Origin of the sequence: Rhizobium sp. WW22, from assembly GCF_047041135.1 — a bacterium.
GTDB lineage: Bacteria > Pseudomonadota > Alphaproteobacteria > Rhizobiales > Rhizobiaceae > Rhizobium.
The window spans coordinates 3,476,182-3,487,787 of sequence record NZ_CP178198.1; the positions used below are offsets into that span (position 1 = coordinate 3,476,182).

11 protein-coding genes are annotated in these 11,606 nt (G+C 60.3%); 9 read left to right on the forward strand and 2 right to left on the reverse strand.

The features are described 5' to 3' along the window. Positions 1–150 precede the first annotated feature (150 nt). The 3 genes from ACK83U_RS16885 to ACK83U_RS16895 are packed head-to-tail and all read left to right on the forward strand — an operon-like array spanning position 151 to position 4,195. Positions 151–1,455 carry a c-type cytochrome gene (locus ACK83U_RS16885; RefSeq protein WP_112609723.1) on the forward strand — a complete coding sequence of 435 codons (1,305 nt, stop codon included), beginning with the start codon at positions 151–153 and terminating at the stop codon, positions 1,453–1,455. Beyond that, a complete protein-coding gene (locus ACK83U_RS16890; protein ID WP_112609725.1) occupies positions 1,452–1,940 on the forward strand; it encodes a (2Fe-2S)-binding protein in 489 nt (162 codons plus the stop codon). Before ACK83U_RS16885 ends, ACK83U_RS16890 begins: the two co-directional genes overlap by 4 nt. After that, complete coding sequence (locus tag ACK83U_RS16895) at positions 1,937–4,195, forward strand: xanthine dehydrogenase family protein molybdopterin-binding subunit (RefSeq protein WP_112609727.1); 2,259 nt, start codon at positions 1,937–1,939, stop codon at positions 4,193–4,195. The genes ACK83U_RS16890 and ACK83U_RS16895 overlap by 4 nt, the downstream gene beginning before the upstream one ends. Here the strand turns inward: ACK83U_RS16895 and ACK83U_RS16900 are convergent. Next, on the reverse strand, positions 4,185–5,084 hold the full coding sequence (locus ACK83U_RS16900; protein WP_112609729.1) for a LysR family transcriptional regulator: 900 nt from the start codon (positions 5,082–5,084) through the stop codon (positions 4,185–4,187). The two genes, ACK83U_RS16895 and ACK83U_RS16900, sit on opposite strands and share 11 nt — an antisense overlap. Positions 5,085–5,188: 104 nt before the next feature. On the opposite strand from ACK83U_RS16900, the gene ACK83U_RS16905 reads away from it, so the two are divergent. The 6 genes from ACK83U_RS16905 (at position 5,189) to ACK83U_RS16930 (ending at position 10,977) form a co-directional block, all read left to right on the forward strand. Next, positions 5,189–6,400: an MFS transporter gene (locus tag ACK83U_RS16905; protein WP_112609731.1), complete on the forward strand. Its 1,212-nt coding sequence runs from the start codon at positions 5,189–5,191 to the stop codon at positions 6,398–6,400. Between the two features lie 9 nt (positions 6,401–6,409). Continuing rightward, positions 6,410–7,522 carry an FAD-dependent monooxygenase gene (locus ACK83U_RS16910; protein ID WP_112609733.1) on the forward strand — a complete coding sequence of 371 codons (1,113 nt, stop codon included), beginning with the start codon at positions 6,410–6,412 and terminating at the stop codon, positions 7,520–7,522. Between the two features lie 450 nt (positions 7,523–7,972). Then, the gene (locus ACK83U_RS16915; RefSeq protein WP_246712225.1) at positions 7,973–8,233 is read left to right on the forward strand and encodes a DUF2188 domain-containing protein; all 261 of its coding nucleotides are present in this window, start codon (positions 7,973–7,975) and stop codon (positions 8,231–8,233) included. A gap of 181 nt (positions 8,234–8,414) precedes the next feature. Further along, positions 8,415–9,482 carry an MBL fold metallo-hydrolase gene (locus ACK83U_RS16920; protein ID WP_112609735.1) on the forward strand — a complete coding sequence of 356 codons (1,068 nt, stop codon included), beginning with the start codon at positions 8,415–8,417 and terminating at the stop codon, positions 9,480–9,482. 341 nt (positions 9,483–9,823) lie between these two features. Beyond that, on the forward strand, positions 9,824–10,399 hold the full coding sequence (locus ACK83U_RS16925) for a helix-turn-helix domain-containing protein (protein WP_112609737.1): 576 nt from the start codon (positions 9,824–9,826) through the stop codon (positions 10,397–10,399). 188 nt (positions 10,400–10,587) lie between these two features. Next, on the forward strand, positions 10,588–10,977 hold the full coding sequence (locus tag ACK83U_RS16930) for a response regulator (RefSeq protein ID WP_112609739.1): 390 nt from the start codon (positions 10,588–10,590) through the stop codon (positions 10,975–10,977). 6 nt (positions 10,978–10,983) lie between these two features. On the opposite strand, the gene ACK83U_RS16935 is transcribed toward ACK83U_RS16930, so the two are convergent. After that, positions 10,984–11,601, reverse strand: coding sequence for a response regulator transcription factor (locus tag ACK83U_RS16935; RefSeq protein ID WP_112609741.1), 618 nt, complete (start codon positions 11,599–11,601; stop codon positions 10,984–10,986). Positions 11,602–11,606: the final 5 nt, after the last annotated feature.

The window sequence follows — 11,606 nt, forward strand, 5'->3', positions numbered from 1 at the left end:
ACAGTAAGCAGGATCGGCCCCACGGCTTTCCGAATTGCCGAAGATTTTTAGGGACAATCGATTTGTCCAAAAGAGCGGCAGTGGCGACAAGACGCCCCTCAAACCCATGCGCGAAATAATCGCAACGTTTGCAACAGCGAAGCACCTCATATGAAACTTTCGAAGCGACATCTGGCAATCGGAGCCGCGTTCGTATCGGCTATGATCGTTACCGGGATTGGGATTGCTGCCTGGATCGTCTATGAGCCCGCACTCCCAGAAGTCGCGCGCCCATCACCCTCGAGCTTCGATCGTGGTCTTGTCGCAAAGGGCGAGCAGCTCGCCACCGTCGGCGATTGCATCGTCTGTCACACCGCGCCGAATGGCGCACCTTTCGCCGGTGCGCGCGCTTTGCCGACGCCTTTCGGCACACTCTTCTCGAACAACATCACGCCCGACGAGAAGACGGGCATCGGCGCCTGGTCGCTCGCCGCGTTCAGCCGCGCCATGAGGCAGGGCGTCGGCCGCGATGGGAGCCATCTCTATCCGGCGTTGCCCTATGAGCATTTTACCCACGTCGGCGACGACGACCTCAAGGCAATCTATGCATTTCTGATGACCCGCCAGCCGGTCTCGCAGCAAGCTCCCGAAAACCAGTTGCTTCCGGGTCTCGGATTCCGGCCGCTGCTTGCCGGCTGGAAGCTGCTCTTCCTCAGGCAGACGGCGTTCGAGCCTCAGGCGAACGAAAGCGCCGAATGGAACCGGGGAAAATATCTGGTGGACGGGCTTGCCCATTGCGGCGGCTGTCACACGCCACGCAATCTTGGCGGCGGCGAGGAGAAGGGGCGGGAATTTGCCGGCGGCGTTGCAGAGGGCTGGAACGCACCTGCGCTCGACACAACGAATCCTTCCGCCGCGACCTGGAACGCGGATTCCTTGTTTGCCTATCTCAAGACAGGATCCGATCGCGAACACAGCGCGGCCGGCGGCCCGATGGGGCCTGTTGCCGAAGGTCTCTCCCGTCTGAACGATGCCGACGTCAGGGCGATCGCTGTCTACGTCGCTTCGCGGATGCACCCATCTCGTGATGGCGCTCCGGCGGCCGTCGCAGCCGAAGCCGGCATCGATAATCGATCTGCCGCCGCCGCGGCGCATCCTGAGGCCGATCTTCTCTTCGAAGGCGCCTGCTCCGGCTGTCATGCGCCGGGTGCGCCGATGAACGTCAATGGCCGGCCGCTTCTTTCATCCACGTCCGACCTCAAAGCCGATGACCCGAGGAACGCCGTGCAGACGCTGCTGTGGGGGATCGAGCCGCCAGGGGAAAAAGGTCCGTACATGCCGTCCTTTTCCAACACCGTGACCGACCGCCAATTGGCCGAGCTGCTCGCCTATGCCCGCGCCCGCTTCACCAATAAGCCGACATGGCCCGATCTGGAAGCTGCCGTCGGCGATATACGCAAGGAGAATGCGGAATGACGATCTCGATCAGCGTCAATGGCGAGGGCCATGAGGTCGAAGCCGATCCGGATACGCCGCTCCTCTACGTCCTGCGTGACGACCTCGAGCTGAATGGCGCCAAATATGGATGCGGCCTCGGGCAATGCGGCGCCTGCACCGTGCATGTCGATGGCATGCCGGTTTTCTCCTGTCTGACACCTGTCGGCCTGCTTGAAGGCAGGAAGGTGCGCACCATTGAGGGGCTGGGCACAGCTGAAAAGCCGAACGTCGTCCAGAAAGCCTTCCAGGATGAGCAGGCCGCACAGTGCGGCTATTGCATCGCTGGCATGATCATGCGCGCCCAGGCTCTGCTCGACCGTAACCGATCTCCGACCGAGGAACAGATCCGCGTGCACATGCAGCCCAATCTTTGCCGTTGCGGGACGCATGCCAGAATATTGCGGGCGGTGCATCGCGCGAGCCTTGAGCTTTCCCTCGCTTCCGCGACAGGAGGCGCGCAATGAACGCCATTCCAAATGCCGGTCTCACCCGGCGCTCCTTCCTCAGCGCAAGTGGCATAGCCGTTGCATTTGCACTTACGCGTCCGGCCTTCGCCCAGCTCGCCGGCGGCGGCGAAGGAGGGGCAGGGCCTGCCGTCGTCGCTCCCGACCTTCCCGGAAGCCTGAAAAACTGGCCCTATCTCGATTCCTGGATCCAGCTGGACGAAAAGGGTCACGCGACGGTCTTCACAGGCAAGGCCGAGCTCGGCCAGGGCATCAGGACCGCATTGCTGCAGGTCGCGGCGGAAGAGCTCGATCTGCCGCCGACCTCGGTCACGATGGTGACGGTCGATACCGCGCGCACGCCTGATGAAGGCCTGACGGCGGGTAGCCATTCGATGCAGGATAGCGGCACGGCAATCCGCAACGCGGCGGCCAATGTCCGGATGGTGCTCCTGCAGAAGGCGGCAGAGCAGTTGCAGGTCGAGCCCGAACAGCTTTCGACGACCGGAAAAGGACAAATTGCCGTATCGGATGGCCGGGTGGTTTCCTATGGTGAGGTCGCAGCCGCGCTCTCGCTGCATGTCGAAGCAATCGCCAACGCACCGTTGCGCAAGAAGCCCGAGTTTCGAACAATGGGCACAAACCTTCCGCGCATCGACATCCCCGCCAAGACGACCGGCGGTCAGGCTTTCCTTCATGATATGCGCCTGCCGAGCATGCTGCATGCCCGCTTGCTGCGAGGCCCGAGCGAGAGGACGCGTCTGAAGCTACCGCCCGCCGCCGAGATCGAGGCGATGCCGAAGGTGGTCAAGTTCGTGCAGAACGGTGATTTTGCGGCCATCGTTGCCGAGAAGGAGTGGGACGCGGTCAAACTGATGCGCAAGCTACAGGCGTCCGACTACGAGGCGGCAGGAGCAGCGTTTCCGACCGGAAGCGTCACGGATACGCTGAAGGCGCTGCCGGCGCGCGACATCGTTATTCTCGACGTCGCCCATCCGACCGCGGCGCCTGTCAAGACACTGTCGGCGCGTTATACGCGCCGATGGATCAGTCATGGCTCGATTGGTCCTTCCTGTGCCATCGCACTGCTTGAGGACGATTTCCTGACCATCTGGACCCATAGCCAGGGAACCTACGACGTACGCCGCGTCGCCGCCGAGCTGCTTGACCGGCCCATCGAGAAAATCCGTGCCATCCATGTCGAAGGCGCGGGCTGCTACGGTCAGAACGGTGCGGATGACGTCGCCGCAGAAGCTGCTTATATCGCCATGACGGTTCCCGGCCGGTCGGTGCGGCTGCAGTGGATGCGCGAACAGGAGTTCGGCTGGGAGCCGCTCGGTCCGGGCATGGTGACCGAGGTCGAAGCCGGTCTTGACGCCTCCAACCGCATCGTGGCTTGGAAATACGATGTCTGGAGCAATCCGCACAACAACCGCCCGGTCGGCGCCGGCGGCGTTCTCGTCGGCAATCAGATCGTGCCCGGCTTTCCGCAGCCCGAAGGCAAGGAAATTCCAATGCCGGAAGGAGACGGAAGCCGCAATTCCAATCCGCTCTACGATCTGCCGAACATGAATGTCCTTTATCACTTCATCAAGGACATGCCGATCAGGGTCTCGGCATTGCGTTCGCTCGGCGCCCATCTCAACGTCTTCTCGATCGAAAGCATGTTCGACGAGCTTGCGCTTGCCGGCAATGTCGATCCGCTCGATCTTCGGCTGAACCACATGGCCGATCTCCGCGCTCGCCAGGTCATGCAAACGGCGACCGATGCATTCGGCTGGCACAAGCGTCAGAAGAAAGGGCCCTTCCACGGCTTCGGTATGGCTTTTGCGCGATACAAGAACCTCGGCGCCTACTGCGCCGTCTGCCTGGAAATCAGCGTCGACCAGAATACCGGACGGATCATGGTTCACCGCGTCCAGGCCGCCGCCGATTGCGGGGAGGTGGTTAGTCCGAACGGCGTTCAGAACCAGATCGAGGGTGCGATCATTCAGTCGCTCAGTTGGTGCACGCGCGAGGAAGTCACCAACAACGAAACGATCCGCACCAGCTTCGATTGGAGCGCGTATCCGATCCTGCGTTTCCTCGATATCCCTAAGAAGATCGACGTGATTGTCGAGGAGCAACCCGGCCAACCGTTTCTTGGTGTCGCAGAATGCGGGCAGGGGCCGACTTCGGCCGCCCTTGCTAATGCGTTGGCCGACGCGACCGGCATTCGCTTCCGCGACATGCCGATGACGCCGGAAAGGGTGAGGGCGGCCATCGTCACTCTTTAGTTCCCTCGATGCCAGCCTCCGCTAGCGTGGCGCGAAGAGCGGTGATGAAGACACGGACTTTGGGAAGGACGAGACGCGTCGTCGGATAGACGGCCCAGATATTTATCGGCTCAGGTTCTGCGCCATGAAAATCGATCGGCGTCAGGCGGCCAGCCTTGATGTCGTCGGCCGCGTACCAGGTCGACAACATGGCGATGCCGGCCCCACCGAGGCATGCCGTGTAGCAGCCTGCGATGCTGCTGCAGGAAAAGCGTCCGTTCAGTCTCGCGTGGCGTTCAGCAACATGCTCGCGAAACGTCCAATGAGTGGCGCCGGCGAGTGATAGGCAGTCGTGATCGGCGAGTTCGTCGAGGGAGGAGGGCGTGCCGCGACGGGCAAGATAGCGCGGACTGGCGACGACGACCCGCGGATTGTCCGCGAGTTTGCGGGCGATAAGACTGCTGTCCCTGAGCCGGGCGATGCGGATTGCAAGATCCGTCCCGGTCGCCACTAGGTCAGGCAGGCTGTCGGTCATGTCGACCGAGATCCTTAGATCGGGATTGTCTTCCAACAGCTTTGGCACCATCGGCATGATGAATTTCAGCGCGAACGAGATCGGCACGGATATGCGCAGCAGGCCGGCGGCGCTCTCGGTGCCGGAATGCAAGAGCGCCATGGCGGCCGCCTCGTTATCGACGAGCGCCTGCGCGAAAGGCAGGAAGCTCTCGCCTTCCGGGGTGAGCGAAAGTGACCTCGTCGTGCGGTGAAGCAGCCTTACTCCGACTGTGGCCTCGAGCGCGGCCAGTCGGCGAGTTGCGATCATGGGAGTGATGCCAAGACGTCGCGCGGCAGCAGAGAGGCTGCCGGCCGAAACCGCTGCGGTGAAGACCAATACATCATCCGTATTCATTATATCGATATCCGTTATACCGGCTGATCATCCAAGATAGCTAAAACGGTTTTCGATAAAAAGCTAGATAACAGCATATCTTTTCAGCCAGAAAGGCAAGGATCATGGACGCGTTAAGTCAACATCGGCCGATAATGTCGAAAGAGCTTTCGAGGTCGGCATTATTTGCCATGGCGGCTGCCAGCGGCATCGCCGTGGCGAATATCTATTACAATCAGCCAATGCTGGGGATCATCGAGAACGAATTCCAGCACCAGCCGGTCACGGGCTTTATCCCGACCGCCACGCAGCTCGGCTATGCACTCGGCCTTTTCTTCCTGCTTCCGCTCGGGGACCTCGTCCATAGGCGCAAGCTGATCATCGGCCAATTTATCATTCTCTCGGTCGCGCTTGCGCTCGCGGCAGTAGCGCCTACCGCCTGGTCGCTCGTGCTGGCTTCGCTCGTCGTCGGTGCCAGTTCAACGGTCGCCCAGCAGATCGTTCCCTTTGCGGCTTCGCTTGCCTCCCCCGAGAAGCGCGGTTCGACAATCGGCACTGTCATGGCTGGCGTGCTATCCGGAATCCTGTTCAGCAGAACATTGTCCGGATTTGTCGGTCAGCATGCCGGATGGCGCGAGATGTTCTGGATCGGCGTGCCTTTGGCGCTTGGCGCAGCAGTCCTGATGTATTTCGCTCTGCCTCATCATCGTCCGACCTCGCGCATGGCCTATCATAGCGCCATCAAGTCACTTGCCCATTTGTGGAAGCGGGAACGGGCGCTTCGAACGGCCGCACTGATGCAGGCCTCGCTCTTCGGCTCGTTCACGGCTTTCTGGACGATCCTGGCGCTCTACCTGCAGACGCCGCGCTTCAACCTCGGCGCCGATGTCGCCGGCCTGTTCGGGATCGTTGGCGCAGCTGGCATCTTCGCCGCTCCGCTTGCCGGCAAGATCGCCGATCGCCGTGGACCGCATTTCGTCGTCTGGATGGGCGCTTTTCTGACGCTGGTCGCCTGGTTGATCTTCGGCCTGTGGGCCTCTCTCGCCGCGCTGGTGATCGGTGTCGTCATCCTCGATTTCGGCATCCAGAGTGCGCTCGTGTCGAACCAGCATATCGTCTACGCGCTCGATGCCGATGCTCGCAGCCGACTGAATACCATCTTCATGACCTCAATGTTCCTTGGTGGCGCGATCGGTGCGGCGCTGGCGACTGCAGCTTGGGGGTATGGCGGCTGGATCGGCGTCAGTGTCCTCGGCGCCCTACTTGCGGCGGTCGCCTTGGCCATTCGTGCGGTCGAACATCGTGCCCGTTCGACCACGGCTGCCAGCGCGCGATAGGAGATTGCCATGAAGCGGCTGCGTATTCGGATTGTCGGAGGATCGCTTGCAGGTCTCTTTGCTGGCATCCTCCTCCAGCGTGATGGCCACGACGTGAAAATCTACGAACGCTCTCCGTCCGGCTTGGCCGGACGGGGAGCAGGTCTTGTCGGACAGCATGATCTCTTCAGGATCCTGCGCGCCATCGGCTGTGAGCATGTTGCCCGCGTCGGTGTCGTCGCCAAGGAGCGGATCTATTTCAATCGGGACGGAAGCATCGCGGAGACATCGCGGACACCGCAGATGCAGATCTCCTGGGATTTCCTCTATTCGACCGTTGCATCCCATATGGTGGCCGAAAGCTATCAGATCGGGAAACCCGTGGTCGATGTGGTCGAAGGCGCGGAAGGGGCTCAGCTCCTGTTCGCCGATGGCCGTCGGGAAGATGCCGATCTCGTCATCGGCGCGGACGGCCTCGGCTCGGTCGTTCGTCCTCTGCTCAACAGGGACGCGTCGAACCGGTTCGCCGGCTACGTGGCCTGGCGCGGTCTTATTCCGGAGACAGCATTGCCGCAGGATGCCGCGGTCCTGCTGGACCGTTTCGCCTTTTACGTGACGAGCGGGATCCATGTTCTCGGCTATCTCGTTCCCGGCCCGGGCGGTGAAACCGGTCCCGGCGAGCGCCGATATAATTGGGTCTGGTACCGGCCGGTTGCGTCTGACGAACTGCAGACGCTGTTCACTGCCGCCGATGGCCGAATATTCGACTATTCTTTGCCGCGAGGCGCCTTGTCGGAGGAGCGGTTACAAATGCTCCGCTCGGATGCCGCCTCGATGTTGCCGCCTCCGTTGGTCAAGGCAATCGAAGCCGAATCCCTGCCTTCGATTCAAGGAATCTTCGACTTTGAAGCGACAAATATCGTATCCGCGCATACGGCCATCATTGGTGACGCAGCGTTTGTCGTTCGGCCACATACGGCGATGGGTGTCTCGAAGGCTGCCGGCGACACGCTCGCGCTGAGAGAAGCGTTGCTGGCTTCCGAAGATCTCTCCGAAGCGCTCGAACGCTACCAGAAAGAACGACTGCCGGTCGGAAAGAGTATCGCGGATTATGGCCGTCGGCTGGGCGCATCGGCTCTCTGAGACGGTGGCGGTGCCGCCGACCTCATCAGCGATTGCCCCTTCGATCCATTCCCGAATTAAAAGATATAGTTCGACGAAAAAGACCGCCCAGGGGCGACTGGGCGGTCTGGCGGACGCTTATCCGCAGGCTTCGGGAAGGGGAACCGAAGCGCAAGCTGGTAGCGGGGAGGAGAGCGCTACCCACCTCTTTCGAGGTGACGATTGACAGTAGCAACTCAGCCAATGGCCGCAAATCATACGGTCGTATGGTCTCGCTAAGACTTTCGAATGCCGCCGGTCCATCGGCCGAGATCGGCAGGTGAAACGTCCATGGAGCGGAGAAACAAACAATACGGACTGGCCGGCTTTTCCTAAACTGCGGCGGAGAACGAAGGCTTGCTGACTAACCGGCAAGCCGCCGCATTTGCACAGCGTTTGTGACGTTGCGAAACGCCAAGAAATGGATTGATCATGAATGAAGAAAACGCGCCTTTGCATCTCACATATCACATTGGCCGACACGATGGGGGTTGGGCCTATCGGCTGGGGGATGTCTGGTCGGAGCCTTATCCAAGCCACTCGGCGGCGCGCGCCGCAGCCCAGCGTGCGGCGCGCAGGCAGCAGCTTGAGGGCCGCGATGCAGAGATCGTCTTTCAGTCTGAAGACGGCTCCTGGCACAAGGAGCATGTCGAGGCAGACGATCGTCCCGAAGTCGATGTCGCCAACGAGTAACGGCCGAGAGGAGGCTCCACTCGCGCCATATCGCATCGAAGCGAACCGCCCAAAAATGCGAATTGTCGACCGCTATCGTTAATCTGACGGCGCAACGTGCCAGCTCCCGAACAAATTGCAGCGCTGCGCGACGCCGCACAGCGCGTTGGACCAACATGTCCCCTAAAAACAGGAGAAACTTATGAACTACAGAGTTCTGCTTGCCGGCTCTTGCGGCCGGCCGCGGAGGGCTGCGGGCCTGGCGTTAAACCTCGGCCTGTTCGTTCTTTGCTCGATCCTCACTGTCATCCTGCTGAGTGGATATGCGTCAGCCGGTGCCCCAAAGGTCGGCACCCAGGCGCCAGCTTTTTACCGTATGACGCTCGGCAACTTCGAAATCACCGCCCTGTCCGACGGCACGCATCCGTTTCCGGTCCATAAAGTCCTCACCAAGACATCGTTAAGCGACGGTCAGAGCGTGCCGCTCGATCAGTCCGCTCCAGGTGAGGCTGATGCGCTGCTTGCCGAAAGCAAGCTCGCCGTTCCAGTCGCGGGATCGATCAACGCTTTCCTGATCAATACCGGACCGAAGCTCATCCTGATCGATAGCGGCGCTGGCAGCCTCTACGGCAAATGCTGCGGCCACCTGATCGAGAATCTTCGGGCGGCTGGCTATGCCCCCGAGCAGGTCGATGAGATCTATCTCACCCATCTGCATGCCGATCACGTCGGCGGCGTGGCGCCGAACGGTGAGATGGCCTTTCCGAATGCCCTGGTCAGGGTGAGTCAGACCGACGCTGACTACTGGCTGAAGGATGCAAATGAAGCAGCGGCTCCGGAACTCCTGAAATCGATGTTCGAAGGCGCCAAATCATCGCTAAAGCCTTACATCGACGCGGGACGCTTCAAGCCGTTCGCCTATGGTGAGGAACTGGCTCCCGGCATCAAGCCGATCGCCAGCCCGGGACACACGCCCGGTCATAGCTTTTTCGACGTCGAGAGCAACGGTGCCAAGCTGCTGCTGTGGGGCGATGTCGTTCATGTCGGCGCCGTGCAATTCCCTGATCCGGCCGTGACGGTCGCCTATGACAGCGATGCCGAAATGGCGGAAAGCGAGCGTCTCGCGATTTTCGCCGACGCGGCAAAGAAGGGCTATTGGATCGGAGCGGCCCACATATCCTTCCCAGGCCTCGGCCATGTGAAGGCGAAGGACGGGCATTTCTTCTGGATCCCCGCCAATTACGCCGCCGCTCTAACAGATGCAAACTGAACGCAACCTCAGCGCGGACGAAGACCATCGGCGTACTGAGCTCGTGAAATGAGGCGAGGTTTCGTGGACGCACGGCGCCTCCCTTTGCGTTCGGGGCAGGGTTTGGTTGGCATACTTCCGGCCCGAACCTAGGTTTGGCTCGCGAAGTTTGTCAATGGACTCAACGGGTTCAGAGGCGTGGCCGATCGAATCTACCTCCAAGAGTTTCGCGCCGATAATACCTTGGTATGATCCGCTAAGACGCATGTGTGCTGGAACCGGATCTGTGTACGATTTCGTCGGCAGCCCGGTCGTTCCAAGATGACCTCATGAAGTTTAAAGGGTCACATTGGAGATAGACGATGTCCGCTGCCGCTGTTTTCGCCCACAATGCCTCCCCAATCACTTTCAAGAACGTCGCGACGGAAACCGCGGAGGAAGTATCTTCCCTTCTTTTGTGCGCGATCCGTTGTGTTGACAAAGACGAGACGATCGCGATCGATCTCATGAAGCAGGCTTCCAACTTGCTGAAGCCGTTCTCAGTCGTGGTCGAAGCCGCCGAGCGCCAGCGCAACCCCTCCGGCGGCCTCGCTCCCTGGCAGATCAATCGCGTGAAGAGCTACATCGAGGAGCGCATATCGCATTCGATCGCTCTCGATGAACTGGCACAGGTCGCAAAGCTCAGTACCAGCTACTTTTCCGCCGCCTTCAAGGTGACGTTCGGCATTTCTCCGCACAATTATATCGTCGAACGCCGGGTGGAGTTTGCGAAATATCGCATGCTGAACAGCGACGCCCCTCTCTGCGAAATCGCGCTTGATTGCGGGCTGGCGGACCAAGCCCATCTTTCGCGAATTTTCCGGCGTGTGACCGGAACGACCCCGAGCGCCTGGCGACGGTACATGACAAGTCCAGAAAGCCGGGCGGTCGCCGCCTGACGGAATGACGCCGCCAAGGCACTGCTCTGACACAGGTCTCACGCGCGGAAGAATGGACAATTTAGGGAGGCTTCGCTTTGTGTGCGGACTACGTCAGAAGCGAAAGAAGCTAGCAAAGCGGCGCGCAATGATTGAAGGATCCAGATATCTCACTATGCTCAGTCGGAAAGCATCTTGGATCGGTGCGTATGAAAGAAGCTGCGATGCCACCAACCGCCCTTATAGGGATTGTCGATGATGACGCTGAGTTCTTGGCGGCGCTGAGTAGCCTTGTTCGCTCGTTCGGGTGCAAGGTGGAATGTTTCAATTCCGCCGAATTGTTGGTCAACCGGGCCAATCTCCTGGATTTCGCCTGCGTCATCAGCGACATCAACATGCCGAAGGTGAATGGCCTGGACCTTATCGACGTCCTCCGTCATGAGGTCGAGGAACTGCCGATCATCCTGATGACTGGAAGCGGCGCGTCGAACCTGGAGGAAAAGGCCTACGGCTGCGGTGCGCGAGGCTTCGTCACCAAGCCCTTCGGTTTTGAGGAGCTCGCGTCGAGCCTGAAGGAAATCGGCGTGATTGCGGAATAGGGCGCGCTAGGCCTCGTTCAGCCCGAGAGATTCAGCCATCTTGACGAGGTCGGCCAGCGTGCGAGCGTCCATCTTGCGCATCGCCGCGCCGCGATGGATCTTGACCGTGACCTCGCTCAGGGATAACCGGCCGGCGATTTGTTTGTTCATTAGTCCTATCGCGACCAGCGCCATCACTTCCTTTTCGCGGGAGCTGAGCTCTTCGTAGCGAGCTCGCAATGATGACACCTCGGAATCCTTTGACCGTCGCTGACGGTCGATCTCCAATGCTCGGGACACCGCGTCCAACATGTCCTGATCTCTAAAAGGTTTCGGAAGGAAGTCGATGGCGCCAGCCTTCATCGCGCGGACCGTCATCGGGATATCTCCAAAACCGGTCATGAAGATCAAAGGGATGGACTTCTCGTTCTTCAGGAGCTGGTCCTGGAAATCGAGTCCGCTAAAGCCTGGCAGCCGCACGTCCACCAGCGCGCAGCAAGGCCCGCCCGAGCCCGAGAAGACGGAGAAATTTGGAACCGTCTCATGGAGCACGGTTTTCAAGCCGACGGAGCGAAGCAAGCTGTCGAGCGAAAGACGCAAGTCATGATCATCATCGATGACATGCACAATTGGTGTCGTGTTCATATCCA

Bases quoted from the DNA above. Each gene is read 5' to 3' on its own strand.
- ACK83U_RS16885 (WP_112609723.1), top strand. From the start codon at position 151: ATGAAACTTTCGAAGCGACATCTGGCAATCGGAGCCGCGTTCGTATCG.
- ACK83U_RS16890 (WP_112609725.1), top strand. From the start codon at position 1,452: ATGACGATCTCGATCAGCGTCAATGGCGAGGGCCATGAGGTCGAAGCC.
- ACK83U_RS16895 (WP_112609727.1), top strand. From the start codon at position 1,937: ATGAACGCCATTCCAAATGCCGGTCTCACCCGGCGCTCCTTCCTCAGC.
- ACK83U_RS16900 (WP_112609729.1), bottom strand. From the start codon at position 5,084: ATGAATACGGATGATGTATTGGTCTTCACCGCAGCGGTTTCGGCCGGC.
- ACK83U_RS16905 (WP_112609731.1), top strand. From the start codon at position 5,189: ATGGACGCGTTAAGTCAACATCGGCCGATAATGTCGAAAGAGCTTTCG.
- ACK83U_RS16910 (WP_112609733.1), top strand. From the start codon at position 6,410: ATGAAGCGGCTGCGTATTCGGATTGTCGGAGGATCGCTTGCAGGTCTC.
- ACK83U_RS16915 (WP_246712225.1), top strand. From the start codon at position 7,973: ATGAATGAAGAAAACGCGCCTTTGCATCTCACATATCACATTGGCCGA.
- ACK83U_RS16920 (WP_112609735.1), top strand. From the start codon at position 8,415: ATGAACTACAGAGTTCTGCTTGCCGGCTCTTGCGGCCGGCCGCGGAGG.
- ACK83U_RS16925 (WP_112609737.1), top strand. From the start codon at position 9,824: ATGTCCGCTGCCGCTGTTTTCGCCCACAATGCCTCCCCAATCACTTTC.
- ACK83U_RS16930 (WP_112609739.1), top strand. From the start codon at position 10,588: ATGAAAGAAGCTGCGATGCCACCAACCGCCCTTATAGGGATTGTCGAT.
- ACK83U_RS16935 (WP_112609741.1), bottom strand. From the start codon at position 11,601: ATGAACACGACACCAATTGTGCATGTCATCGATGATGATCATGACTTG.